Origin of the sequence: Streptococcus bovimastitidis (assembly GCF_001885095.1) — a bacterium.
GTDB lineage: Bacteria > Bacillota > Bacilli > Lactobacillales > Streptococcaceae > Streptococcus > Streptococcus bovimastitidis.
In genome coordinates this window covers 40,745-65,142 of record NZ_LZDD01000004.1, presented here as the reverse complement: position 1 = coordinate 65,142, position 24,398 = coordinate 40,745, and the positions used below count along the sequence as shown (strand labels likewise).

Sequence of the window (24,398 nt, the reverse complement as noted above, 5' to 3'; positions counted from 1 at the left end):
TGATTAAAGTGATAAAATTTAGGAGAAAAACATATGGCAAAATACAAACCGATAAGGTTCTACTATCATGCTTGTTATGATGGTGACGATGCATTAGATCTAACGACAATTTTTGATAGGGTTTCAACTCTTTATGAAAATGAAGATGAGAAATATACTTTTAAAATTTCTGACGTATACTATACCTTGGAAAGATTAAAAAGACCAACTGATAGTAATAATTTTTATCATATTGTTGTTGAGGAGTTGAGAGATTTTAATTTTCCTACAAGGACTCGGGTAGGAGGAGCATCTTTAGATTTAGATCTCGCAGAAGATGAATTTTTAGGTGAGCGTATGTCAGCCCTTTATGATGGAAACAATCATATATTTATGCTACAGGTTAATAGGAATTCAATCAGTACAACAAAATTTGAACTGTTCCTTAGCAGTGTTCTTGAAAAAATGGGAAATCATATAGATTTGCGATTACCTGTAATTTTACAACAAGACGCTGAAAGGGTGGCAAATTCATTCACTGAAGTAAAATCTATTGCAGTTGGATTAAATCAATCTTCTAACATTCATGGAACATTTGATATATTTTCAGCGTTTAGACCGCAAATAGGCCCTGGAGATTCTGAACTTTTTGATGCTACTATTATTTTAAAAGCAAAAAAAGATGGCAATGGAAAACAATTTCTTCCAGATAGTATTGCTCATGAAGTTTTAGCCTACGATAGAGCTGGAATGAAAAAACTTGAGATAAGAGGGAGAAATGATAGTAGTAGTAGACTAGAAACAGTCGATATTATTGAAAACAAACTCATTGATGTTATTAATTTTTCATATAGTGAAGAAGGGAGGACATTGAGACCTGATTCAGTATTTGAAGAAATGAAACAAAAATATAGCGAGTCTATCCATAAAGTATTGAGGAACATATGAATTTTTTAAAATTAAATAGATATTGGTTTATCTATGGATCAATATTTTTAAGTGTTTTAGTGATTAGTTTTTGTACAAAAGATATCTTTGAAAAGTTAAACATTACTGAATTTATCGGTGATGTATTAAACTTTTCTTCAATAATGACAGGATTTTTAGGTGCTATGCTTGGAATTTTAGCATCCATTTCAAAGTCAACGAGCATTATGAAAAGTATCTTTGAAACTAAACAAGCAAAATGGCAACTAATGGTATCCGTGATAATTCCTTTTTTATCAGGTATGCTAAACATTATTATATGTTCAGTATATAGGCTATTATTAAACAATCAGATGAAAATAAACTATATGTCATTTTTGTTTATTTCGACAACGTTATTTTTCTTAATATCAAGTATTGTGATGGTTATTTTAATATTCGCACTATACTTTTACGAAGGTAATAAGAAGACATCAAGAAAAATAAGAAAAATAGAACCTAAGTGATGGTACAGTCAGCACATAGATGCTGGCTTTTTATTATGTCACAAAAGGAGGTGATGGAAAATTGAGTAAATTAACATTAAAACAGAAGCGCTTTGCAGATGAGTACATCATCTCTGGTAATATCGAACAGTCAGCTATAAGTGCGGGTTATAGTAAAAATTATGCCAGGGCGCAAGCTCATAAATTGTTGGCAAATGTTGGCATTAAAAATTATATTGATGAGCGACTTAAAATATTAGACTCAGAAAAGATTGCTGATCAGAAAGAGGTCTTGCAATACTTATCAGCGGTAATGAGAGGCGAACATAAAGAGAAAACCCTCATCAGTATTGGTGAATTGGGCCAAGAAATAGTTGACATTGATGTTGGGGCAAAAGACAGGCTTAAAGCTGCTGAACTGCTTGGACGACGCTATAAATTATTTACTGACAAAGTTGAAGTTGATGCAAACATTGAAACTGTTGTTTTTGTTGACGACATTGGAAGTGATTTAGATGGCTAAGAAAATCAGCGAACTTTTACCGAGTAGGTTCCATCCTGTTTGGAAAGCGTCTTTTAGTAAAGATATCCTTAATGTTGTTTGTAAAGGTGGTCGTGGTTCTGGCAAATCGTCAGATATTGCACACATCATCACTCAAATCATAATGAGGTATGCTGTCAATGCTGTTTGTATTCGTAAAATAGACAACACGCTTGAGCAATCAGTATATGAACAGCTTAAATGGGCCATTGCTGAGCAAGGTGTAACTCATTTATTTAAGTTTAATAAATCCCCATTGAGGATAACCTATCTTCCTAGAGGCAATTATATTGTGTTTAGAGGGGCACAGGACCCTGAAAGAATTAAGTCCTTAAAAGATGCACAGTTTCCGTTTGCAATTGGATGGATTGAGGAACTTGCAGAGTTTAAAACTGAAGATGAAGTCAAGACGATCACTAACTCACTACTTCGTGGTGAATTAGATGATGGTCTTTTTTACAAGTTCTTTTACTCTTATAACCCACCTAAAAGAAAACAGTCATGGGTTAACAAGAAATATGAGAGCCAATTCCAACCAGCCAATACATTTGTTCATCATTCAACCTATTTTGATAATCCATATATTTCAAAAGAGTTTATCGCTGAAGCTGAGGCTACTAAAGAGCGTTCACAGTCACGATATGATTGGGAATATCTTGGTAAGGCCATTGGTTCTGGTGTTGTTCCATTTGACAACTTACGCTTTGAACGTATTACTGACGAACAAGTAGCCGATTTCGATAATATCCGTAACGGTATTGACTATGGTTATGCAACTGATCCGCTTGCTTTTGTACGTTGGCATTATGATAAAAAGAAAAATGGTATCTATGCTATTGACGAGTATTATGGGCAGAAGATATCAAACAGGCAGTTGGCTAAGTGGTTGACGACGAAAGGATATCAGAGTGATGAGATGTTTGCTGAAAGTGCTGAGCCTAAAAGTAATGCTGAGCTTAAAAACGAGTTTGGCATCAAACGGATAAAAGGCGTTAAAAAAGGTCCGGACTCTGTTGAATACGGCGAGCGTTGGCTTGACGATTTAGATTTTATCTGCATTGACCCTAAACGAACGCCTAATATCGCAAGGGAATTTGAGAATATTGACTACCAGGTTGATAGAGACGGAAATCCTAAACCAAGACTTGAAGATAAAGACAACCATGCAATTGATGCCACACGTTATGCCATGAGTGAAGATATGAAAAAAGGTGCTAAATGGCTTGTTTAAGAAGGAGGTAAAATGCTACAAACTGATAATATAATAACGCTTGGTAACGAACTTTTGACCAAGGTTAGCAATGACCGTGTAGGTCCATTAAAAAAAGATATGGAGACCGGGCTAAGGTATTACGACGCTAAGCACGATATTTTAGATTACAGACTTTTTTATTTTGATAACGAGGGTAAGCTAAAAGAGGAAAAGAACCGAAGCAACACAAAGATAGCTCACGCATTCTTTACGGAGCTGGTAGACCAAAAGGTTCAGTACTTGCTGTCTAACCCTATCGAGGTAAAAACTGATCAAGAAGGCCTGCAAGAACTACTTGATAGTTATATTGACGAAGACTTCCAGCTAATGCTGCAAGAAATGGTTGAAGGAGCTAGTCAAAAGTCAATTGAATATGTTTTCTGGAAAGTGAATGCTGACGGTAAGATTGAGTTTAAAACGGCAGACGCCCAGCGTATCATCCAAATCTATGATGAAAATTATGAAGTGTCCCAGCTAATCTATTATTATGATGATGAAATCATAGTAAATGACACGGTTAAAACAGTCACTAAAATTCAATTGTGGACAACAGAAAACGTCTTTTATTTTGTGAGCGTTGACGGTAAAGCTATGCTTGACACATCTGTACAAATCAACCCGACCAAGCACCAATTGAGAAAAAAAGGTGAGGTTATCGAGGGTAAGGGGTACGGTCGTGTTCCATTTATTAGGTTTGATAACAACAAGCGTAAGACAAACGACTTGAAGCGTATCAAAGACCTAATAGATGATTATGATTTAATGGCCTGCGCCTTATCAAATAACCTGATTGATTTTGATAATCCAATTTATGTTGTTAGAGGTTTTGAAGGAGATAACCTCGATACTTTAGTAACTAACCTAAAGAGTCGTAAGACCGTTGGTGTTGGTGAAGAGGGCGGTATTGATGTCAAGACTGTTGATATACCAGTTGAAGCTCGTAAGACTAAACTGGCAATTGATAAAGAGGCTATTTACAAGTTCGGAATGGGCTTTGATAGTTCTCAGGTTGGTGACGGTAACATTACAAACGTCGTTATTAAATCACGATATAGCTTACTTGATCTAAAATGTAACCACACAGAGATTAGGTTACGACAAGTGCTTAAGCAAATGCTAGAGCTAATCATTGAGAATATCAATAGCCTGAACGGTAAGAACTATGATACCTCAGACCTTGAAATTACAATCATTCGTGATGTCATGGCCAACGAAGTTGATAATGCTAACATTGCTAAAATTGAGGCTGACACTAAGCAAGTATTGATTGGTAATATCATGACCGCTGCACCTAGACTTGATGATCAGACTGTTTTAAATCTTTTAGCAGATATTTTGGAAGTAGATGCCGAAGAAGTACAAAAAGCACTTGAAGAACAAGGTTATCAAGGCGATATGAACCAATTGACGGAGGTGTCAGATGTCGGAATTGAACAAGTTCCAGCGGGAAATAGAGGACCTGCTGAAACAGTCGGACAAGATAACGGATCAACGTCTGTTTAATCTCTATGTTGAGGAAATAAAAAGCCTAAGAAAAGCACTGCAAATAGATTTCAATAGCTTTGATGACTTAACATCAACACAGAAGCTTAAATTGAGTCAAATGACAGCCCTTTTAGACCAATTAGATATATCAGCCGAACGCCTTAGAAAGTCTCTTGGAGGGGCCATAAACGGTCATTTAATGAATACTGGAAAACTTGCTTATAACGAGTTGTTTTATGAACTTGAAAGTAAGCACGGCGGTATTAGTTTCGCCTTACTTCGTGAAGAAGAGTTAAAGACCATCATAGAAACGCCAGTTGCTAATTTTAAACTTTCTGAGCGTATTAATGATGGTGTTGTTCCCGACCTTAAACGAAATATTAAGAACGAGCTAACAAGGCTTTTTTTAATAGGTTTATCCTACCCCAAAGTTTCAGCTAGACTTGCCGAGCTTGGATATAGTTCTTATCGACGTGCATTGAATATTACTAGGACAGAAGCAGGACGAGTACAAGCAGTTGCAAGACAAAAGTCTCAACTTGAAGCCGAAAAATTAGGAATTGAGTTTGAAAAACAATGGGTAGCAACTCTTGATAAACGTACCAGACATAACCATCAAGAATTAGATGGCCAACGAGTTAAACCAAGCGGATATTTTGAAATAAATGGCCATAAAGCTCTTCAACCTCACATGTTTGGTATCGCCTCTGAAGATATTGCTTGTCGATGTAGAACAATATCAAGACTCAAAGGAGATGATACAATACTACTCCGCAGAGATAATATGACTAAGAAAGTTGTTGAATATAAAAACTATCGTGAATGGGAAGCAAATCATATTGCCTCTGAACAAAAAAAGATGTCTGTACGTTTTAACTCAGCTGTTGATAGTGGTATAATTAAAGTAGAAATGAATGAGCAAAAACAATTAGCTCATATTATCGGAAGTAAGGAACATTCAAAGCGTATAGCTAATAACAAGAAGAAAGGTATCAAACATGATCCTAGTTATTTGACTATATCTACCAATGAAGCTGCTGACCTAATCAAAATGTATTCTGGTAAAGGTAAGTTTCCTTACAATAAAGATATTGGCTTTGTGCCAAAAAAAGAAATTATTACTCATAATAAAGTTGTAGGAGTCTACATTGATCAAAGAACGGGCTTTAAGACTGAAACTAATAAATTCAGGATACATTATAGTAAAACAGGAGCGCATATTGTTCCAACGTTTGGAGGAGAAAAATGAAACTTTGGGAATATTTAAATAAAAAAGTATGTTTAACTCTTACTAATGGAGAGACAATAAAGGGTCAAGTGGTTGATTTCTGCGATGAATTTGATAATGATGAAGGGCAAGATTCAATTATTGTAGTTTCAGATGGTATTATGCTTGAATACTTTGAAAATAAAATTCAGAGCATTGAAGAAGCTTAGGAGGAAATTATTTTGAAACTAATAAAATCAATAGGTACACTTATTGTGTGCCTTTTTAAGTACCTAAAATTTAAAGTTTTCCAAAAAATAAAAGGGGGAATTAAAATGTGAATAAACGACAAAAAAAGAAAAAAGATATTGAAAAATCAATAGCTGAAATCAATCGAAGTCTTAAAATTATCAACCAAGAAATTCTTGATATTGAAATAGTTGAGTCTAGGAATTGCCTGGCGACAAATAAAGAGTTTTCCAGCATTAAAAAGGCTATCGTTGACCAGCAAGAACTAACCTATGCACTTTCTGAAGCTCTAGCAGAGTTGCAAGATTATGTTTTGAATGATTTAACCAATAAAAGGCCATTTTGGCAATTTTGGAAATAATATAGAAAGGAGATTACACCTTGAAACCGTCCGAAAACTGAAAGGAGCGTGATCCCATATCTTGACTGGCAGGAATAGACTGCTTTAAACCGTGTCGAATTCGAGGCGGTTTTTTTAATGCACAAAATCGCCCGTCACGGCGTTAAACTGTCGCCATATATAAAAATCTCGTGCTCGTCACACGTTAACTAGACGTAGGAGGCAATATATGAAACGTGAATTTTTAGCAGGACTTGAATTATCTGAAGAAGTGATTGACAAAATCATGGCTGAACATGGCAAAACAGTTCAAGGCGTCCAGACCAAGCTTGATGAGTCTGAAAGCAAACTGGAACAAGCTAACAGTACGCTAGACACCTTGAAGAAAAATAACAAAGATAATGAAGAATTGCAAAATGAATTAAAAACTTATAAAGATAAGGTCGTTGAGCTAGAGGCCCAGGCGGTAGAAACTGCTAGGAAGCAAGTTATTAAAGACGCTCTTGGCAATGCTAAGGCGCTAGATGTTGACTATCTTATGTATAAGTTAGGCGAAGTTGAAACAGATAAAGACGGTAACATTGTTGACCTTGATAATAAAATCAAAGATTTACAATCAAACTATCCTAAATTCTTTGAAACTGCGCCAGAAAAAACCGAAAACCCTGACGGTTACCAAGCATTAGGCGGGGCAGACTTACCTAAACAAGGTGCCGTCCATGAAAAAACTATTGTTGACGCTCTTAAGGATCCAAACGTGAACCTTACTGACTTACTAACTAAGAAATAGGAGAATAATTAAATGGCTAACGATATTACAAAAGTATTAGACGTAATCACACCCGAAGTTTTTAACCAATATATGGAGCAATATACTGCTCAAAAATCTGCAATTATTAGCTCTGGCGTTGCAGTGCCAGACGCTCGTGTATCTGCTATGATTTCTGCCGGTGGAAAACTTGTCCACATGCCTTTCTGGAATGATTTGAACGGAGAAGATGAGGTTCTATCTGACTCTGCTGAACTTGGTACTGGCAAAATCACTGCTGGTCAAGATATTGCGGTTGTTATGTACCGTGGACGTGGTTGGTCTGCAAATGAATTAGCAGCAGTATTTGCTGGTTCTGATCCAGTAAAATCAATCTTGGCTAAAATGAACGATTACTGGGTTCGCCAAGAACAAAAGGTATTGCTTGCGGTACTTAAAGGTCTATTTAGCTCTGGTGGTGCTCTTGCAACTACTCACTTACTAGACGCAAGCACTAAAAATATCACTGCTGCAACTGTTTTAGACGCAAAACAATTGCTTGGAGACGCTTCAGACAAATTACAAATGATTGTAATGCACTCTGCGGTATATACTAAGCTACAAAAAGATAACCTTATCCAATATATCCAACCAACTGACGCAACTGTACAAATTCCAACTTACCTTGGTTACCGTGTAGTTGTTGACGATAGCAATGCACCAGAAGGCAATGTTTACACTACTTACTTGCTTGCTTCTGGAGCATTCGGACGCAATACCGGAGAACCTGCTGATTTAACAACATTTGAAACTTCTCGTAAGGCTGCCGCGGGCGTTGATGAAATCTTCACACGTCGTGCTTTCGTTTACCACCCATACGGTGTTAAATTCACTTCAAAATCCGTTGCTGGTCTTACACCTTCAAATGCTGAATTGGCAAACGCTACTAACTGGGAGAAAGTTTACGACGATAAGAACATTGGTATCGTAGCAATCAAGCACTTGGTTGATACTGCGACCGTTTAATATAGGAGTCCAAAATGAAAGAACTATATTTAGTTATTGAACCGTTTATCGACGGTTTAGATGAAAATGTTGAATATCCAGTAAATGCTATCTATCCTCGTGAAGGTCATGTGCCTTCCGAGGAACGCATTCATCAATTAACGACGTTTAACAATGCTATTGGCCGTCCGCTTATCAGTAAGCTTATTAAAGTACCTAAAAAAGGTGTTGCTGATGAAGCGAAAACGCCTGCGGTTGATGAAATCGACCAAGAGCGACCACTAGAAGATTTAAACATTGCAGAATTAAAAGCTATTCTTGACGAACGTGGTCAAGATTATGCTAAAACGGCAAAAAAAGAAATCTTAATTGAATTAGTTAAAGCAGGGGAGTAGTCATAAGCTACTCTCCTTTATTTTTGGAGGTAGACAATGATTATTTCACTTGAAGAAGCTAAAAAAATAGATCCAAATGTTACAGAGGAAGCACTAATTGGCCTTGAAACAATGGTTAGGAACATTACTAACAATAATTTTCAGGTAATGAACTTTAGAATTAGTAATCTTGATTTATCTGGCAGTATAATAAAGGCTAGCGTTGGCCGTATTGACATTTTTAAACCAGGAGAAACAATAGAAATAAATGGCAGTCAGTATAATGACGGTCTATATTCAATTGTGAGCGTCTCTGGCAATGGTATTGAAGTTGGTGGCACATTTATACCAGAAATCAATTCTAACGCCATAGCAACAAAAGTGAGCTATCCTGCTGACGTTGTAGAAGGGATTAAGAAGCTTATTTCTTACGACCTAAAAATGGCCGGTAAAATCGGTGTAAAATCTGAAAGCATTAGTCGTTGGTCTGTTACTTACTATGATGTTACTAGCTCCGAGAGCGTAGAAGGCTATCCTGCGACGCTTTTAGGATTTTTGAAGAAATATAAAAAGTTGAGGTGGTCATAGTGGATCAAATTTTTGAAATCTTAAAATACGATAAGACAACCGTTAAAAACGACCTTGGCCAATATGTCGCTTCATATATTCCTAATGGCAGCTTTAAAGGGTGGCTTGATATGCTCGGTGGAAATGAAACCATTGATCAAAAAGCAATCACGGCTAATAGTACCCATGTTATTGTTAGCCCGGATATAAATGCTCAAGTAACTATTGCTGATCATGTTACCTATAATGGCCAAGTTTATGAGGTTACCTTTGTTGATAACCCAGTAAACATCAACCACCATTTAGAGATTTACTTGAAGAAGGTGGTCTAAATGGAATTTGTGGATAAGTCTGCAATGGCTAAGAAAGTCATTGAAAAGCAAGCGATTAAAGCATTACTCCAAATTTGTCAGTTAGTCGAGGGTCAAGCAGTATTGCTTACCCCCGTAAATACTGGCGGTTTAAGAGATAGTATTGGTTACAAGGTAAATGAAGCAGATTTAGTTGCTTATATTGGAACCAATTGTGAATATGCTATATGGGTTGAGTTTGGTACCGGGGAATTTGCTGAAAAAGGCAACGGGCGCAAAGGTGGCTGGGTTTATCAGGATCCAAGCGGAGAATGGTTCTTCACTTGGGGAATGGAGCCTCAGCCATATCTAAGGCCGGCCTTTAGACGTAATAAGAAACAGATACAGGCTATTATTGCTGAATGTTTACGGTTGATAGGTGGGTAATATGAAAGAAGTAATAAAAGCTATTTTAGAAAAGCTTCAATCGGTAGTGCCTGAAAGCTATTATATGTCTAATAACAGTCCGTCTGTTACTTACCCATATCTTGTTTTTAGCCTAGATACTGAAAGCATATCTTGGGAGACCGATGGGTCATATTTAGATATTGAAATCTATAACAATAAAGGTACTAATCATGAGGAAATCGAAACGACTGTTGACGCTATAAAGTTAGCTTTAAAACACTATACAGTCATGTTAGACTCATGCTTTTTACGAGTAAGGTTTGAAGGTGCTGGCAATACTTTGCCAGACTCTGATAGCTTACAACGTAGGAGCATGCGTTTTTATTTAAAAATAGATTGGAGAAATTAATATGGAACTTACACCAGTAAAAGGTACTGGCTACACAAAAGACACGCCAAAAAGTTATATTATCAATGCTGGGGCAGTTTACAAGAATTTGACTTGGGACAAAGCAACTAATACTTGGCAGGGCGAACGTTTGGGAGCAACTGCTGACGGTAACAAGCTAACTATCGAGCAAAACTACCGAACAATTGAAATTGACGGTGTATTTACAAACGCCGTTGGGCAAAAGGTTCTTGAAAGCCAGTATGCTAAGCTAGAAACCAATGTTAAAGAATTGACTTACGAGAACATTCGCTTAGCAATCAACGGCGTTGTTACTTCTGGAGACGGGGAAACAGCTCCTGCTAACTATAAAGTCGTAACTGCTAAAGGTAAGGTTGAATTAACTGACTATATCAAAAACCTTGGTATTGTTGGCACATTATCTGGTACTAACCAAAAGATTATCATTATTCTTGATAATGCTTTATGTACTTCTGGTTTAGAAACAGAGTTCAAAGATAATGAAGAAGCGGTTGTTGCAATGACTTTTGAGGCTCATGCTGATCAAGAACAAGTTGAAGACCTAACACTTCCTTGTCGCATTTATTATCCTGACGGAGAGGCTGGTACTGTTTAATGGAAATGAGAGAACTTAGAGGAGACGATATCTTTGTGATGTTGTCTATCCTTGGCAAACTAGATGTTCAAGATGATGTCATGGATTTAATTGATAAACAGTTTGAGACTGGAAAAGCAATTAGTCTAAATGACCGTAAAACTAAGAAGCTAACAAAAGCTGAACAAGCAGAGCAAGAAGCCATGATTGAAAAACGTGGTGCTAAAATGATTGGTGGAATTGCATTTACGGTTATCAAAAACATTGGTAAAGCTAAAGACGATATTAACGCCTTTTTAGCAGATTTAACCGGCGAAGATGTTTCAAAACTATCTATGCCAGAATATATGAAATTAATCACTGACTTCTTCAAGAAAGAAGAACTGAAAGATTTTTTCAAATCTATGTCCTCACTCTTAAATTAGAGGTCCACCAGCTTAAAGACATACTTTTTAGAAGATACGCTAGTCCACTAGAACTTTTGAGGTCAATGACCATGAAAGAGACAGTGGACTTTTTAATTTATCTAATCGACGCAAAAACCCGTGAGGAATTACGTGAAATATGGCTGGCTAAAGACTTTGAAATTAATCTTAAAGAATTTATTGATAAGTACATGCCTAAAACAAGAGGTAAGAGTATCACGCAGAGCGTAGATAAAGATAAAGAAGCAATTGAACTAGCTGAAAGTATATTAAGTATGCCTATTAAAGAGATAGGGGGTGGAGACAATAGAAATATTTAAACTATTTGGTTCTATCGGGATCAAAAACCAAGAAGCCAACAAGGCTATTGATGAAACAACTGGCAAGGCACAAGGCGCTTCTGGTAAAATTGGTGCTATATTTGGCAAGTTAGCCGGCGTTCTTGGCACATTATTTGCCGGAAAGGTTCTATTTGACTTCGGGCGGTCGGTAGTCCAGGCGTCAGCAAATGCCAAGGCCATTGAGTCCCAGTTCGTCCAAGTTTTTGGATCTATTGAAAAAGAAGCTAGGAGTAAATTAGACCAGGTTGCCAAACAAGCCGGAGCCTTGCCTAATCGTATTAAGCCAGCATTTAATCAGATAGCCTCATTTGCTAAGGTGACTGGTATGGGGGCCAAAGAGTCTTTAGATTTCACGGCTCGTGCCACTACTGCGGCAGCAGATAGTGCGGCGTTTTATGATAAATCACTAGAAGAAACAACTGACACCCTAAAATCTTACCTAAAAGGTAATTTTGAAGTTGCTGACAATCTAGGTATTTTATCAACAGAAACCACACGTAATGAAGCTGCTACTAGAATGTTTGGCAAAGCCTATAAAGATCTAGAAGGCCAGCAACAACAACAAGTGTTGCTTAAAATGTACGAAGACGCCAATAAGGTTTCTGGTGCAATGGGGCAGGCTGCCCGTGAGTCTGACGGCTTTGAAAACGTCATGGGCAATCTAAAGCAAGCTTGGGAAGATTTTAAAGTTAGCATTGGCGGGGCTGTATTAAAACCAGTAGTGGTTAGTTTACAAACTGCGGTTAGCTGGATTAAAGCAACACAAGAATGGCTTGGCAAATTAAAAACAGAGCTTAAAGAAAACGGAGCCCTTCAGTCATTTAAAGAAGGCTTTGCACGTTTTGGAGATATGTTAGGCGCATTTGGTGAAATGATCTCTAATATCTGGACTGCTCTAAGCGGTGGACAAGAGGCTAAATTAACAATTGAAGATGTTGGTGGTGCCATTAAAACAATTGCTGACGCTTTCCAAACCGCAATGGATATCGGCGCAGACTTTTTTGAATGGTTAAACCAGTCTAGACCAGAAGCTGATGCATTTAAATCTATTATTGTTGGAATAGGACTAGCATTTGCTGGCTGGAGCTTGTCAACTTTATTTATGAGTTTACCAGGCATGCTAACTGCCGCTGGAACTGCATTTATGGCATTTTCAGCAACTGCCACAACTGCAATAACTTCTATACCTATCATTGGTTGGATAGCTGCTATTATTGCTGCCTTGATATGGTTCTTCTCGCAAACTAAAACTGGACGAGAGATGTGGTCTAACTTCATGTCTTGGCTTGGAAAAGCTTGGGAAAATACTAAAACAACGGTTTGGAATATACTATTATCTCTTGCCAAAATTACTATTGATACCTGGAACAACATTAAAAACACTGTATCAAACGTCGTAAATGGTATTAAAACTACTCTATCAAATACCTGGAATAGTATTAAATCGACTGCATCAAGTGTCTGGAACTCTGTTGCTTCAACTATTTCTGGTGCGATTGATAAGGCTAAGAATGCTGTTCAAAGTGGTATCAATAAGATGAAATCAATGTTTAATTTCAAGTGGAGTCTACCACATATCTCTCTACCTCATTTTTCAGTAAGTGGAGGAGAAGCGCCTTGGGGCTTTATGGGCAAAGGTTCACTGCCTTCTGTTGGCGTTGATTGGTATGCCAAGGGTGGTATTATGACCGCTCCGACGCTATTTGGAATGAATGGCGATCGTGCTATGGTAGGTGGAGAAGCAGGACCGGAAGCTGTTCTTCCACTTAATAGGAAGACGCTAGGTCAAATTGGTCAAGGAATTCATGAAGCAACATCTAGCGAAGATAGTGTTGTTGTATCGCTTCTATCTCAAATGGTGGAATTACTAGACGAGTTGCTAGATAAAGATATTGACGTCTTACTTGATAGTGACTCTGTTGTTGCTAAAACTTGGAAGAAAACACAAGAAAAAATTGAATTTTCTAATAAACGAAACAAAAGATTGAGAGGCGAGGTTTAATGGTTAAAGTATTCAAAAAAATGACTGCGGACGGCATTGACCTAAGCCCTTATTTCCAAATTAAGAAAATTCATAGGCCAGCAACCGCAGATATTACAAATACGGTTAAACAGTATGGTAAGCGTGGAGCACAATTAATCGAGAAAAAATATGGTTCTAAGTTGATTAAGGTTGATATTTTTATTAAAGAAGATATTTTAGCCACAATTGATATTTTGAACTCTATTTTTATCCGAGAAGAATTTGAAATTATCTTTTCGGATAGGCCCGACAAATACTTTGTTGTTACTCTGGTAGACATATCTGATCCTTCAAGCGAAGTTAGAAATGCTGATTTAACACTTTCGTTCCTAGCATTAGACGGTCAGGAACATTCAACCACATATAAAGAAGCCACTGACTTTACTGAATATGATGATAAGATAGTCTTTCATCTTCAAAATAACGGTAATAAAGAGGCTTTTCCTATCATTACGCTTAACCATACTGAAGAAAACGGATATGTTGGTCTAGTTAACCGTCTATCCGTTTTTCAATTGGGAGATGAGGAAGAAGTAGATACTGAACCACGTCAACACTCCGTTGTTACCTACAATTTCAAGGAAAGCGCTCCGCAAAATATTAACCAGGCTTTGGCAATTGCTACACCTAACGCAGGCCGTTTTAATGACGCAATGCAGACGCTTGACGGGACATTGTCCGTTAAAAAATTGTGGAATAGGTCTCACATATATTTATCAAGCTACCCAGCAACAACCGGAACCAATCACGCAGGTTCTATCACTTTTGATATTCCTGACGGTGGTTCACTAAATGATTATATATGGTGGCGTCAAATTTTTTGGTGCTTAAACATCAATCAACTTGGTTTTATAAAAATCTCCGTTTCTGACGCAAATGGAGATTTTTTATATGGGGTCGAAACTATTAAACGTAAAAAGGGCCTTGAAACTGAATACAATTTCATGGTAACTGACGGTAACGGCGGGTATAAAAACACTCCGCTCCGCTGGAAATTTAAAGCTACTGAATATAACAATCATAACCCTTTTAATGCACCTCGTGGTTGGTCTGATTTAACGAGGTCTGATGATCAAGTATCAGTTCACTGGTTTGGTTCGCAATATAAGAGGACTTTCCCGGAATTAAAAGGGCGTATTGGTACTAAAATTCATATTGGTATTGGGGCGTTTGATAAACGTCCGTTTATGTCTTATGCCTTGCTCAATGAATTTATGTACCGCAAAGATAAGGTTACTTATGACTTTGATATTCCAAATGCTTTTGCCCAAGGAAGCGAAGTTGTTATTGATAGTGAGCGTGACATTGTAACTGTTGATAACGTTAAAAATCTAAATATCGTTGCAGACGGGTTTGATAGCTTCCCAGTTATTCCAGTTGGTCCGTCAGATTTTGAGGTCCATTTTTCATCATGGAATACAAAAAAACCTATTGTTAAATTGACTTACGAGGAGAGGTGGTAATTGAATGCTTTTAACTATTCATAATTCAAAAATGCAGAAAATCGCATTTTTAGATAACACAAAGGAAAAAACACTCAATTATTACAATGACCTCTGGGTTGAAGATTTAACGACGGTAACTAATACGTTTGACTTCACAATCGAGAAAAAAGAATTAGATGACGACATGCTCCATAGAAAAGCCTATCAGGAACTTTCTCTGCGGTCTTTCGTCTCTTTTACTTTTTTAGGACGTAAAATGCTATTTAACGTCATGGACGTTGAAGAAGATGAAGATGAAATTCACGTTTTTTGTGAGGATTTAAACCTTGAATTGCTAAATGAAAAAACAGGCCCATACAAAGCGACAACGAAAATGTCCTTTGAAGATTACTGTGAAACATTTACAATTCTTAATTTTGGTGCTATCACTATTGGTCACAATGAAGTTGCTGATTTTGAAAGAACCTTAGAGTGGACTGGTACTGATACAAAATTAAAACGTCTTATTTCCATTGCCAATCAATTTGACGCAGAGATTGAGTTTAGAACATATCTGAACAAAGACTCTACTCTAAAATCTCTAATTATGAATGTTTACCGAAAAAATGACGGTAAAAATAACCAGGGTGTCGGTAAACGTCGTGATGATGTTATTTTGCAATATGGAGATAATGTCGATACAGTCAAAAAGAAAACTTCTAAACAAAATATTAAGACTGTATTCTTCCCAACTGGTAAAAAGACCGTTGACGTAACGACAACTAAGCCCAACCCTAAATACGTTGCCCCTAAAACAAGAGCCGTTACCTATTCTGGTGGCGGTCTTTCTTATGCTGGTCGGTCGATTTCTAAGGCTAATGTTCAAGCGCTTTTAACACACTGTACTAATTACAAATTGTTACCTTCTGGTGTTTTAACCCAACTATTTGTTGAGTCATACTGGGGTAAATCAACAGTTGGCCAAGTTGACAACAACTGGGGAGGAATGACATGGACTGGTCAAACAACTAGACCAAGTGGTGTCCAAGTAACCAGAGGTATGGCTCGTCCGGCTGCAGAAGGTGGTTATTATAATCATTATGCTAGTGTGGCCGATTATTTTAAGGATTATACATATCTGCTAGCAGAACAAGGTCTTTATAAAGTAAAAGGTGCTAATAATTTAGATACCTTCACAAAAGGGCTTTTTAGAGTAGGTGGGGCATTATATGATTATGCTGCTATTGGCTATTCTAAATATCTTTACTCAATGAAAGACGTTCGCTATAACGTCAACCGGCTTAATAATAAGGCCATGGACACCCTAGATGATTTATTCAGGGGTAAAGGCACCGTCGGTCCTGCTCCAGTTGTCAATGTTGCACAACAAACCAAAGACGCTTTGAATGCCTTAACTGGGCTGAAAGGTCGTCTTGTTGGTTCTGGCCAATGTTATGCAATTCCAGCTTGGTTCTCGTATCGTTTAGGTGGAGCTGGTCTAAATGGCGGGCTTGGTCCTATTCGTGGTCTAATTCGTGGCGGTATGGCAGCAGCATATATTGGAACTGATTATAACTGGGGCCAATACGGCTGGAAAGCATTCACGCCAAAAAGCACGGCAGATTTCCATGCTGGTGTTATTGTCAACGTCAAGCCGTTTGCAGGCGGTCCGGTATATACTGGCGTCTATGGTCATACGGCCGTAGTTAAATCAATTTCTGGCGATACTCTAACGATTTTAGAGCAAAACTTTGCTGGGCACCAATACCTAGAAGAACGGACTTATTCTGCTAGTCAATACTTACGTGTAACGCAAACGGTAGTTTGGCCAAAAGAATTGGTTCAAGGTAAACGTGTAGAGTCAACTGCTACCGTAACCGTTACTAATACGCCAGTAGTTGAAAGCGGTAATGCTGAGCCAAAAACTATAACCGAAACTAGTCAACAAGAAAAAATTGTGACTATTGACCCTAAACTTTACCGTGAGTACAAAAATGATAAAGGCGAGGTTGAATTTTATGTCAAAAATGGCGGAGTATATGCTCCATTAGCAGCAGAACTTTACCCAGCTGTATTGACTGGAGAAGAAACCGACGACCCGTGGCTTCGTGAAAATATTGAAGTAGAAACTGATGATCAGGAAGTATTAATTTCAACTGCTTTAGAAGCCTTGAAAAAGGTATGTTATCCTGAATTATCTTATGATGTCGCAGCCTTTGACGATACTTTAAATGTAGGAGATACTGTAAGAATTGTTGACAATAGGTTCAGCCCGACCCTTACACTCCAAGCTCGTGTGTCAAGACAAGAGCGGTCATTTACTGACAAGAGTAAAAATAAAACCAAATTCGATAACTACAAGGCGCTTGAGAGTAAAATTTCAGATTACTTGTATTCTCGTGAAGAAGAATTGGCAGAGCTGGCCAAACCTTATGATTTAAGGTTGATTACAACCAATGGAGTATTATTTAAAAATAATGTTGGCGAGTCAATTTTGACCGCAGAATTATGGAAAAATAATAAAAAATACGACGCCACTTTCCAATTCAAAAACGTCGACACTCTGCTATCTAGTGGGTTATCTTATACGGTTGTTGCTTCCGAAATATCGGATAACTTCGTTGTATCGGTTGAAGCCTATGTTGGCAATGAGTTTATTACAAGCTCTCAAGTGACATTTGCAAATATCAAAGATGGCGTTGACGGCGTTGATGGTCTAGACGGGCCACAAGGATTACCTGGTCCTGCTGGTACTTCTAGCTACACGCACATTGCTTACTCAAATGCTTCTGACGGTTCTGTTGGCTTTAGTATAGATGATGGCCTTAATAAGTCTTACATAGGTATCTATGTTGATAGTGTCCAAGCAGATAGCACCGACCCGAACAAATATACTTGGACCTTAATAAAAGGTGCCAAAGGCGACCAGGGACTTCCCGGCCCGGTTGGTGCTGATGGTAAGACGCCTTACTTCCATACGGCCTATGCGACGAGTCCTGACGGTAAGACTGGTTTCTCTGTATCTGATAGTGCTGGCAAATCGTATTTAGGTACTTATACCGATTTTGTGCAAGATGATAGCACGGATCCATTGAAATATTCTTGGTCACTTATCAAAGGAGAACAAGGTCCCCAAGGTCCTAAAGGCGACCCTGGACCGCAAGGCCCAGTTGGTGCCACTGGTTTACAAGGCCCTAAAGGTGACCAAGGTATCCAAGGTCCTGTGGGTGCTGATGGAAAATCAAGCTACACTCATATCGCTTACGCCACCAATTCCACTGGAACTAGTGGTTTTTCTGTGTCTGACAACGTCGGCAAAACCTATATTGGTATGTATGTCGACCAAATTGCGACTGACTCAACCGACCCTAGCAAGTATAAGTGGAACTTGATTAAAGGTGCTGACGGAGCACAAGGTATTCAAGGGCCTAAAGGTGCCGACGGTCTTACGCCATATTGGCATACAGCTTACGCAAATAGTGCAGATGGTAAGACTGGATTTAGTGTTACTGATAGCGTAGGTAAGCAATATATTGGTCAGTACACGGATTATACTGCGACTGATAGCACAGACCCGACTAAGTATAAATGGGTTAATATGGTTGGTTCGATTGCATTAGGTAATCGAAATTTATTAGCTAGTAAGTATCTTGCTAATAATGTATCGTCTCAAGATTTCACTTTAAAAGCATGGGCGCAAGAGCTTGTTTCAAGCGCGAACTTGCCTAATATCTTGCAATCAGGACAAACTTACACTGTTAGCTTTGACGCTGAAATTGTTGGAAAATCAACCGTTGCTACTATTTACTCACTACAGGTTGGCTTTGCTATCCACTCTCCTACAAACGCACATCCTTTTACAACTCTATTCTTGCAATCAAGTAAAAATAACGCTATCCAAGTGTTGAATGAAAAAGGGCGCTTTGAACTAACGTTTGTTTGCCCAAATTTGGCGACAGATAGCCGTCTACTTGTTTATTCTAATAGATATGTTGATGGGGCAGCTTCTGATTTAGATACGGTTAAATTTACCAATGTAAACTTTATGATTGGGAATATTGCCAGCAAGTCTTGGGTGCGACCAATTGAGGATGTTGATGATGCTTTAAATTCAAAAGCTAATGATGCATTAACTCAGGAGCAACTAAACGCTCTTGCTGAACAAGCCAATATTGCCTAGGCAGAATTGGAAGCTAAAGCTAGCATGGAGCAATTGAATTATCTAATTGCTTCTTATCAGGAATATACTCAGAACAATGACGCTGACAAGGCCAAATCAGAAGCTGATTTAGCTATGTTAACGCAAAGTCTGAATGAGACAGTAACTAACTTAGCTAACATAGCGCAACGCTGGAACTTCTTAGACAACTATTTCAAAGTTGGAGAAGAAGGTCTTATCTTCGCAGATAAAAACGGTACGGCAGCTGCTAAAATGTCCAAAGACAGATTTTCAATCTTCTCTGCTGGTGCAGAGGTCATGTATATTTCGCAAGGTACGCTATATATCCAAAATGGTATCTTCTCAACAAGTGTTCAGATTGGTAAATATCGGGTACAACAATACTATGCAAACCCTGATATTAATATCTGTATCAAAGTAGGCTAGAAAGGAAAAATATGACAGAATATCGTAGTGCGTCAAGCCGTGAGTATTACCTCAAATTATGGCTTGACCAAGTGTCACAAGATAAGATAAAAAATCAATCAACTATTAGAGTAAGAATGTTTATTGTATCTGGCAATTATTCCTTTGCTAGCTACTCTTTGACTTCATCTATCACAATTGCTGGGCAAACCCTAAATGGTACAACAGTAACCTCTATGGGCTTCAATCAGACAATAACTCTGATTGATAAAAACATTATAGTTACTCACGACTCACAAGGGAAACTGACTGCCAACTTTACGGCAGTCTTTAATGGCCAAGGTGGTTATGGCCCTGGAAAGCTAACAATTACAAATAGTTTTAAGTTGACGGATATTCCAAGAGCTAGTACGGCGTCTTTGAGTCCGTCAACTGTTGATTTGGGACAACCCTTTACTATCAATATAACCAAGACTGACGCTAGCTTTACACATACTATTCGTTATAACTGGTATGGCGTTTTAGGCACTATCGTTGATAGGACGTTAGGTACTAGCGCAAGCTTTACTCCGCCTATTGATTTTGCTAGCAATATTCCTAGTGCAACAAAAGGCAATGGTACGATTTATGTTGATACCTATTCAGGTTCAACGTTATTAGGTACTAACTCTTATACTTTTTACGGAAATGTTCCGACAAGTGTTGTCCCAAGTCTTACAGGTTTTACATTAACTGATAACAATCCAGTATCAGGAGCAGTAGTGACCGGTGGGGAAGCGTTTATCCGGATTATGTCAGATATTAAGGTCAATTTTGGCCAAACTGTTGGTGCCTATGGATCAACGATAACCGGTTATTATGCTGAAATTGTAGGCAAAGGGCAGACAACCACTACTAATGGTGGGACTCTTGGCATGATGAATTATACTGGAACAGTTACTATTTCTGCTAAGGTTTTCGATAGTCGCAATCGTGTATCTAATATCATTACACGAGACGTCACGATTTTAGACTATGCGCCACCAGTACTTAGCTTTAAAGCAAATAGGAGTGCAACATTAAACACCACGTTTACTATTGCTAGAAGTGCCAAAATATCGCCTCTAACTGTTGCTGGTTCACAGAAAAATACCATGAAATTAGACTTCTACGTTGCACCTTTCGGATCTAGCACCTATACGTTAGATAATGGTGCTGCAGGCGGTTCTTGGACATCAATATCAGAAATTCCAACTCCGGCAAATTTAAGTGGTTCGTATTCGCCAACGTCGTCGTGGACGGTTAAAGGTGTTTTATCTGATAAGTTTACCTCGGCCGAGTTTATCTTCACGGTAGGAACCGAAGCCGTTGTTTTCGCTTATGATCAGAGCGGTTTTGGTATTTTGAAAATCAGAGAGCAAGGTGCCCTTGACGTAGGCGGAGACATTTTTGCTAATGGAAAGCAAATCCAACAATTGCAATTAAGCTTAAAAGACGGAACTCAAATAACCGCTACTGGCGATCTAAACAATTATAAGACTACCGGTTTTTATATGGGCAATAATACAAACTTGACCAATCTGCCACCGGCAGTTTCTGGGTCACATCCCTGGTACCATATCATAGTCCAACGACACAATGATCAATATGTGTTGCAACAAGCCGTTGACTTTAACGGAGTTATAACTGCTTATCGTGTTTGTTATTCCGGAACATGGAAAGGTTGGCAGTATTTAACGCAAAGTACGCACCCTAATTTAGTAAACACTGGTTGGGTAAATATAGGTAATGGTTTCCAGTACAAGCGCGTCGGAGATTTAGTTTCACTCTATTATGATTTCACAATATCAAATGGCACTACTAGCTTAACCGTTGGGACAATACCAACTGCATTGACGCCAAGAAGACAGATGTTCAGAATTGCTTCGTGGGATAATAGCGTGAATAACTACTCAATTCATATCCAGGTTGATGTCAACGGTAATGTGCAATGGTTAAACCCAAGTGCATTTAATAAATCTTATGCCGGCTCTGTTAGCTGGTTAATCTAAAAGGAGAAGTTATATGGCAGTAAATTTACCGTTCGAATATGTTCGGAAGTCTTTAAACTACGACGCCAGCGGTTCGCCGTCAGAGCTAGTAGTCTATCTAAATGTTAACGGCCAAGAAACGCCGTTTTTCTTATCGGCCGAACATGAGAAGAAATCAAATACTGAATTATTTGATTTAGTCATGGAGTCAATCTATCAAGTCAATTTTCCAATGCGAGCTGAAAACGAAAAATTCAACTTGCTAGGGAGCAAAATTGCAGAGGTTGACCAAGCTATTGAAGTATCAAAAAAAGCTACAGAAGAATTAATAGCTCAAACTGAGAAAATAAAACAAGAGTTGCAAACTAAAATTGATAATGCAGTTGTAGAGCTTACGACTCTAATTACATCTAGCTTGTCAGGTATGGGCTAATGGAAAATATTTTAAACACAATCACTACACTATTTTATATGTTAAAAAAAGGAGAATTTACTATGGTTTTTACAACAAAACATTATATCGTTGACGTTTGGTATCGTCGTGTTGCTAACGGAATTTGCGATTTCGAAGATGTTCCGAAATTATTTAATCTTCGTGAAGTGGTCAAAGAGTTACTAGATCAAAAAGTAACTGACCAGCCTATTTCAGAATAATGAGGTATTCTATGCAAACGATTATTGATAATTTTGCAGATTTGGCCAGCGTTGTCGCATCAATTACGGTCATTTTTGGTTTTTTAATAGCTATTTACAAGTTTTTGGTTGTCGAACCTGATAATCGTATGGCTCAAAAAATAAATGATCAAAACAATAAAGCTCTGAGAGAAACAGTAGAACCTTTAACAGAACAAATAAAATTACTTAATATGACTCTTGATATCACTAAGCAACAGTCTGACGAGGTAAAAAAAGAGGTTATCGATCATGACAGTCGTCTTGATAATCATGAGACACGCATATCGGTTTTAGAAAACAGAAAGGTAGGATAGTTATGAAAATTAATTGGGGTTTACGCTTACAAAGCAAATATTTTTGGGTCGCTTTAATCTCTCTTATCGTGTTGCTTTCTCAGCAACTTGGCTTTGACATCTTTCCAAAAAATTGGGAAGAAGTGCTTAACACTGTACTCAGCATCCTGATTTTGTTAGGTGTCATCAATGACCCGACAACTGCTGGAATAAATGATAGTGAACAAGCCATGGACTATCTAAGACCGAAAGGAAAATAACTATGACAATTAATATTGAACAAGCTATTGCATGGATGGCTGCAAGGCAAGGTAAGGTTACTTACTCAATGGACTATCGAAATGGTCCGTCATCTTATGACTGCTCAAGCTCAATTTATTACGCTTTACGTTCGGCTGGTGCCTCTGATAACAGTTGGGCAGTAAATACAGAGTATGAACATGACTGGTTGGTTAAAAATGGCTATCAATTGGTTGCTGAGAATGAGTTGCTTTATCCGCAACGAGGTGACATTGGAATTTGGGGCAAGCGTGGTTACTCAGCGGGCGCTGGTGGTCATACTTTTATGTTCTTAGATGACAGCAACATCATTCATTGTAACTATGGCTACAATGGCATTACTGTTAATGATTACAATGAGATCTGGTATGCTAACGGGCAACCTTACGAGTATCTATATAGATACACAGGTTCAGAATCAGCACCAGTAAATCAACAAGCGGTCATCTCACAATTTGAGAAAGAGCTTGATGTTAACACTCCACTCAGCAATTCTCAGATGCCTTACTATGAGGCAACGATTTCCGAGGATTATTATGTTGAGTCCAAACCTGATGCAAATTCCGAAGACAAAGAGTTGCTTGTTGCAGGCACCAGAGTCAGAGTATACGAAAAAATCAATGGCTGGGCACGCATCAATGCGCCTCAATCAAATCAATGGGTAGAAGATAGCTATCTAATCGATGCAACAGATATGTAAAAAAAATCACCGCTCAGATTAATTTCTGGGCGGTTTTTTTGTATTTTTAAAGTCTATTTTCTATTAATTGTTTTAATTCTATTAAGTCTTCTTTTGTAGCGTTCTTGTTAATAAAACTTCTAGCAGTTGATCGTTTTGATAAATAAGTTCGATGTTCTCTATTTTTTTCTGCCCATTTTTTATCATCTTTTTGCTGACTTGATAGATTATCTGTTACCATTTAACTTCTTAACTTCCTCACAATCTATTTAATATTTTGAATTTCTTCTGCGTATTCTGTTAACTTGCTAGCGACTTTTACAGTTAAGTTTTCAATTTTTCTTTTACCAGAAATCAATCCTGACAATGTCACTTGAGCAACTCCAGTATCTTTAGAAATCTTGTACTGTGTTTCATTCTCTAATAACCATTTTATTTTGTCTGTGTCTACTTTCATCCTTACCCCCAATTTATTTATCTTTACTAACAAGGTAATATGCAATCAAGCATATCAGGAAAATAACTAAATATTTCATAATTTTATTTGATATGATATAATATCAATAAGAGATAGGGGCTTTCGCCCCACCCTTACCATGAACCTCTACTTGAACTTCCTTGGACGGCGTTTTTGTTTAGGTTCTTTTTTTATTGCTGATATTAAACTTGCAATTCCTACTAGAAGTGTTCCTAGCGAAGTTAGTACATCAGCTATGTCTGATATTTTCATATCTTCCTCCTTTCTATATATTAATTATATAACATATGTTATATACTGTCAACACTTTTTATCAACTTTTTTTA

General features: G+C 37.8%; 31 protein-coding genes. 28 read left to right on the top strand and 3 right to left on the bottom strand.

All coding sequences use genetic code 11. The annotated features are described in order from the left end of the window. Positions 1 to 33: 33 nt before the first annotated feature. The 28 genes from A9Q68_RS10185 to A9Q68_RS10050 all read left to right on the top strand — a co-directional run bounded on the left by A9Q68_RS10185 (position 34) and on the right by A9Q68_RS10050 (position 23,615). Positions 34 to 927 (top strand): DUF6731 family protein, encoded by an 894-nt coding sequence (locus tag A9Q68_RS10185; protein ID WP_071794589.1) that lies wholly within the window; start codon positions 34 to 36, stop codon positions 925 to 927. After that, complete coding sequence (locus tag A9Q68_RS10180) at positions 924 to 1,412, top strand: hypothetical protein (RefSeq protein WP_071794588.1); 489 nt, start codon at positions 924 to 926, stop codon at positions 1,410 to 1,412. Before A9Q68_RS10185 ends, A9Q68_RS10180 begins: the two co-directional genes overlap by 4 nt. Before the next feature lie 19 nt (positions 1,413 to 1,431). After that, entirely contained in the window at positions 1,432 to 1,914 is a 483-nt protein-coding gene (locus A9Q68_RS10175) for a terminase small subunit (protein WP_071794587.1), read from the top strand. Then, positions 1,907 to 3,163, top strand: coding sequence for a PBSX family phage terminase large subunit (locus tag A9Q68_RS10170; RefSeq protein WP_071794586.1), 1,257 nt, complete (start codon positions 1,907 to 1,909; stop codon positions 3,161 to 3,163). Before A9Q68_RS10175 ends, A9Q68_RS10170 begins: the two co-directional genes overlap by 8 nt. Positions 3,164 to 3,175: 12 nt before the next feature. Then, entirely contained in the window at positions 3,176 to 4,687 is a 1,512-nt protein-coding gene (locus A9Q68_RS10165; RefSeq protein ID WP_071794585.1) for a phage portal protein, read from the top strand. After that, positions 4,605 to 5,918, top strand: a complete 1,314-nt coding sequence (locus A9Q68_RS10160) for a phage minor head protein (RefSeq protein WP_071794584.1) — start codon at positions 4,605 to 4,607, stop codon at positions 5,916 to 5,918. The genes A9Q68_RS10165 and A9Q68_RS10160 overlap by 83 nt, the downstream gene beginning before the upstream one ends. Further along, positions 5,915 to 6,106, top strand: coding sequence for a hypothetical protein (locus tag A9Q68_RS10155; RefSeq protein ID WP_071794583.1), 192 nt, complete (start codon positions 5,915 to 5,917; stop codon positions 6,104 to 6,106). Before A9Q68_RS10160 ends, A9Q68_RS10155 begins: the two co-directional genes overlap by 4 nt. 107 nt (positions 6,107 to 6,213) lie before the next feature. Further along, on the top strand, positions 6,214 to 6,486 hold the full coding sequence (locus A9Q68_RS10150; protein ID WP_071794582.1) for a hypothetical protein: 273 nt from the start codon (positions 6,214 to 6,216) through the stop codon (positions 6,484 to 6,486). A 208-nt stretch (positions 6,487 to 6,694) separates the two neighbouring features. Next, entirely contained in the window at positions 6,695 to 7,255 is a 561-nt protein-coding gene (locus tag A9Q68_RS10145; RefSeq protein WP_083426066.1) for a phage scaffolding protein, read from the top strand. Between the two features lie 12 nt (positions 7,256 to 7,267). Then, positions 7,268 to 8,239, top strand: coding sequence for a major capsid protein (locus tag A9Q68_RS10140; protein WP_071794581.1), 972 nt, complete (start codon positions 7,268 to 7,270; stop codon positions 8,237 to 8,239). Positions 8,240 to 8,253: 14 nt separating this feature from the next. After that, positions 8,254 to 8,613 (top strand): hypothetical protein, encoded by a 360-nt coding sequence (locus tag A9Q68_RS10135; RefSeq protein ID WP_071794580.1) that lies wholly within the window; start codon positions 8,254 to 8,256, stop codon positions 8,611 to 8,613. 36 nt (positions 8,614 to 8,649) lie between these two features. Next, the gene (locus A9Q68_RS10130) at positions 8,650 to 9,180 is read left to right on the top strand and encodes a hypothetical protein (RefSeq protein ID WP_071794579.1); all 531 of its coding nucleotides are present in this window, start codon (positions 8,650 to 8,652) and stop codon (positions 9,178 to 9,180) included. Next, positions 9,180 to 9,491, top strand: coding sequence for a phage head completion protein (locus tag A9Q68_RS10125; RefSeq protein WP_071794578.1), 312 nt, complete (start codon positions 9,180 to 9,182; stop codon positions 9,489 to 9,491). Before A9Q68_RS10130 ends, A9Q68_RS10125 begins: the two co-directional genes overlap by 1 nt. Continuing rightward, the gene (locus A9Q68_RS10120) at positions 9,492 to 9,896 is read left to right on the top strand and encodes an HK97-gp10 family putative phage morphogenesis protein (protein WP_071794577.1); all 405 of its coding nucleotides are present in this window, start codon (positions 9,492 to 9,494) and stop codon (positions 9,894 to 9,896) included. It begins immediately after the preceding gene. A 1-nt stretch (position 9,897) separates the two neighbouring features. Further along, positions 9,898 to 10,266, top strand: a complete 369-nt coding sequence (locus A9Q68_RS10115; RefSeq protein ID WP_071794576.1) for a hypothetical protein — start codon at positions 9,898 to 9,900, stop codon at positions 10,264 to 10,266. Position 10,267: 1 nt separating this feature from the next. Next, positions 10,268 to 10,882, top strand: a complete 615-nt coding sequence (locus A9Q68_RS10110) for a hypothetical protein (protein WP_071794575.1) — start codon at positions 10,268 to 10,270, stop codon at positions 10,880 to 10,882. Continuing rightward, complete coding sequence (locus A9Q68_RS10105) at positions 10,882 to 11,286, top strand: hypothetical protein (RefSeq protein WP_071794574.1); 405 nt, start codon at positions 10,882 to 10,884, stop codon at positions 11,284 to 11,286. Before A9Q68_RS10110 ends, A9Q68_RS10105 begins: the two co-directional genes overlap by 1 nt. Before the next feature lie 65 nt (positions 11,287 to 11,351). Further along, the gene (locus A9Q68_RS10100; protein WP_240494236.1) at positions 11,352 to 11,606 is read left to right on the top strand and encodes a hypothetical protein; all 255 of its coding nucleotides are present in this window, start codon (positions 11,352 to 11,354) and stop codon (positions 11,604 to 11,606) included. After that, entirely contained in the window at positions 11,584 to 13,629 is a 2,046-nt protein-coding gene (locus A9Q68_RS10095) for a phage tail protein (RefSeq protein WP_240494235.1), read from the top strand. The genes A9Q68_RS10100 and A9Q68_RS10095 overlap by 23 nt, the downstream gene beginning before the upstream one ends. Then, on the top strand, positions 13,629 to 15,113 hold the full coding sequence (locus A9Q68_RS10090; RefSeq protein WP_071794573.1) for a distal tail protein Dit: 1,485 nt from the start codon (positions 13,629 to 13,631) through the stop codon (positions 15,111 to 15,113). The genes A9Q68_RS10095 and A9Q68_RS10090 overlap by 1 nt, the downstream gene beginning before the upstream one ends. A 4-nt stretch (positions 15,114 to 15,117) precedes the next feature. Beyond that, positions 15,118 to 19,254 (top strand): glucosaminidase domain-containing protein, encoded by a 4,137-nt coding sequence (locus A9Q68_RS11105; RefSeq protein WP_071794572.1) that lies wholly within the window; start codon positions 15,118 to 15,120, stop codon positions 19,252 to 19,254. Positions 19,255 to 19,278: 24 nt separating this feature from the next. Further along, positions 19,279 to 19,680: a hypothetical protein gene (locus A9Q68_RS10080; protein WP_071794571.1), complete on the top strand. Its 402-nt coding sequence runs from the start codon at positions 19,279 to 19,281 to the stop codon at positions 19,678 to 19,680. An 11-nt stretch (positions 19,681 to 19,691) separates the two neighbouring features. Beyond that, positions 19,692 to 21,689: a DUF859 family phage minor structural protein gene (locus A9Q68_RS10075; protein WP_071794570.1), complete on the top strand. Its 1,998-nt coding sequence runs from the start codon at positions 19,692 to 19,694 to the stop codon at positions 21,687 to 21,689. 13 nt (positions 21,690 to 21,702) lie between these two features. After that, complete coding sequence (locus A9Q68_RS10070) at positions 21,703 to 22,101, top strand: DUF1366 domain-containing protein (RefSeq protein WP_071794569.1); 399 nt, start codon at positions 21,703 to 21,705, stop codon at positions 22,099 to 22,101. Positions 22,102 to 22,163: 62 nt separating this feature from the next. Then, positions 22,164 to 22,322, top strand: coding sequence for a hypothetical protein (locus tag A9Q68_RS10865; protein WP_165605246.1), 159 nt, complete (start codon positions 22,164 to 22,166; stop codon positions 22,320 to 22,322). A gap of 11 nt (positions 22,323 to 22,333) precedes the next feature. Continuing rightward, positions 22,334 to 22,657, top strand: coding sequence for a hypothetical protein (locus A9Q68_RS10060; RefSeq protein ID WP_071794568.1), 324 nt, complete (start codon positions 22,334 to 22,336; stop codon positions 22,655 to 22,657). A 2-nt stretch (positions 22,658 to 22,659) separates the two neighbouring features. Then, the gene (locus A9Q68_RS10055; protein WP_071794567.1) at positions 22,660 to 22,896 is read left to right on the top strand and encodes a phage holin; all 237 of its coding nucleotides are present in this window, start codon (positions 22,660 to 22,662) and stop codon (positions 22,894 to 22,896) included. A 2-nt stretch (positions 22,897 to 22,898) separates the two neighbouring features. Then, entirely contained in the window at positions 22,899 to 23,615 is a 717-nt protein-coding gene (locus A9Q68_RS10050) for a peptidoglycan amidohydrolase family protein (RefSeq protein ID WP_071794566.1), read from the top strand. Positions 23,616 to 23,661: 46 nt separating this feature from the next. Here A9Q68_RS10050 and A9Q68_RS10695 read toward each other — a convergent pair whose 3' ends face one another. The 3 genes from A9Q68_RS10695 to A9Q68_RS11100 all read right to left on the bottom strand — a co-directional run bounded on the left by A9Q68_RS10695 (position 23,662) and on the right by A9Q68_RS11100 (position 24,324). Next, entirely contained in the window at positions 23,662 to 23,835 is a 174-nt protein-coding gene (locus tag A9Q68_RS10695; RefSeq protein WP_106404014.1) for a hypothetical protein, read from the bottom strand. Between the two features lie 24 nt (positions 23,836 to 23,859). Further along, positions 23,860 to 24,051, bottom strand: a complete 192-nt coding sequence (locus tag A9Q68_RS10045) for a DNA-binding protein (protein ID WP_071794565.1) — start codon at positions 24,049 to 24,051, stop codon at positions 23,860 to 23,862. A gap of 147 nt (positions 24,052 to 24,198) precedes the next feature. Beyond that, complete coding sequence (locus tag A9Q68_RS11100) at positions 24,199 to 24,324, bottom strand: hypothetical protein (RefSeq protein ID WP_275402296.1); 126 nt, start codon at positions 24,322 to 24,324, stop codon at positions 24,199 to 24,201. Positions 24,325 to 24,398: the final 74 nt, after the last annotated feature.

Coding starts and splice junctions, on each gene's coding strand:
- A9Q68_RS10075 (WP_071794570.1), top strand. CDS start 19,692: ATGACAGAATATCGTAGTGCGTCAAGCCGTGAGTATTACCTCAAATTA.
- A9Q68_RS10130 (WP_071794579.1), top strand. CDS start 8,650: ATGATTATTTCACTTGAAGAAGCTAAAAAAATAGATCCAAATGTTACA.
- A9Q68_RS11105 (WP_071794572.1), top strand. CDS start 15,118: ATGCTTTTAACTATTCATAATTCAAAAATGCAGAAAATCGCATTTTTA.
- A9Q68_RS10175 (WP_071794587.1), top strand. CDS start 1,432: ATGCTGGCTTTTTATTATGTCACAAAAGGAGGTGATGGAAAATTGAGT.
- A9Q68_RS10135 (WP_071794580.1), top strand. CDS start 8,254: ATGAAAGAACTATATTTAGTTATTGAACCGTTTATCGACGGTTTAGAT.
- A9Q68_RS10160 (WP_071794584.1), top strand. CDS start 4,605: ATGTCGGAATTGAACAAGTTCCAGCGGGAAATAGAGGACCTGCTGAAA.
- A9Q68_RS10080 (WP_071794571.1), top strand. CDS start 19,279: ATGGAGCAATTGAATTATCTAATTGCTTCTTATCAGGAATATACTCAG.
- A9Q68_RS10185 (WP_071794589.1), top strand. CDS start 34: ATGGCAAAATACAAACCGATAAGGTTCTACTATCATGCTTGTTATGAT.
- A9Q68_RS10050 (WP_071794566.1), top strand. CDS start 22,899: ATGACAATTAATATTGAACAAGCTATTGCATGGATGGCTGCAAGGCAA.
- A9Q68_RS10110 (WP_071794575.1), top strand. CDS start 10,268: ATGGAACTTACACCAGTAAAAGGTACTGGCTACACAAAAGACACGCCA.
- A9Q68_RS10865 (WP_165605246.1), top strand. CDS start 22,164: ATGGTTTTTACAACAAAACATTATATCGTTGACGTTTGGTATCGTCGT.
- A9Q68_RS10105 (WP_071794574.1), top strand. CDS start 10,882: ATGGAAATGAGAGAACTTAGAGGAGACGATATCTTTGTGATGTTGTCT.
- A9Q68_RS10090 (WP_071794573.1), top strand. CDS start 13,629: ATGGTTAAAGTATTCAAAAAAATGACTGCGGACGGCATTGACCTAAGC.
- A9Q68_RS10155 (WP_071794583.1), top strand. CDS start 5,915: ATGAAACTTTGGGAATATTTAAATAAAAAAGTATGTTTAACTCTTACT.
- A9Q68_RS10145 (WP_083426066.1), top strand. CDS start 6,695: ATGAAACGTGAATTTTTAGCAGGACTTGAATTATCTGAAGAAGTGATT.
- A9Q68_RS10140 (WP_071794581.1), top strand. CDS start 7,268: ATGGCTAACGATATTACAAAAGTATTAGACGTAATCACACCCGAAGTT.
- A9Q68_RS10055 (WP_071794567.1), top strand. CDS start 22,660: ATGAAAATTAATTGGGGTTTACGCTTACAAAGCAAATATTTTTGGGTC.
- A9Q68_RS10120 (WP_071794577.1), top strand. CDS start 9,492: ATGGAATTTGTGGATAAGTCTGCAATGGCTAAGAAAGTCATTGAAAAG.
- A9Q68_RS10060 (WP_071794568.1), top strand. CDS start 22,334: ATGCAAACGATTATTGATAATTTTGCAGATTTGGCCAGCGTTGTCGCA.
- A9Q68_RS10070 (WP_071794569.1), top strand. CDS start 21,703: ATGGCAGTAAATTTACCGTTCGAATATGTTCGGAAGTCTTTAAACTAC.
- A9Q68_RS10165 (WP_071794585.1), top strand. CDS start 3,176: ATGCTACAAACTGATAATATAATAACGCTTGGTAACGAACTTTTGACC.
- A9Q68_RS10100 (WP_240494236.1), top strand. CDS start 11,352: ATGACCATGAAAGAGACAGTGGACTTTTTAATTTATCTAATCGACGCA.
- A9Q68_RS10045 (WP_071794565.1), bottom strand. CDS start 24,051: ATGAAAGTAGACACAGACAAAATAAAATGGTTATTAGAGAATGAAACA.
- A9Q68_RS10695 (WP_106404014.1), bottom strand. CDS start 23,835: ATGGTAACAGATAATCTATCAAGTCAGCAAAAAGATGATAAAAAATGG.
- A9Q68_RS11100 (WP_275402296.1), bottom strand. CDS start 24,324: ATGAAAATATCAGACATAGCTGATGTACTAACTTCGCTAGGAACACTT.
- A9Q68_RS10170 (WP_071794586.1), top strand. CDS start 1,907: ATGGCTAAGAAAATCAGCGAACTTTTACCGAGTAGGTTCCATCCTGTT.
- A9Q68_RS10115 (WP_071794576.1), top strand. CDS start 9,898: ATGAAAGAAGTAATAAAAGCTATTTTAGAAAAGCTTCAATCGGTAGTG.
- A9Q68_RS10180 (WP_071794588.1), top strand. CDS start 924: ATGAATTTTTTAAAATTAAATAGATATTGGTTTATCTATGGATCAATA.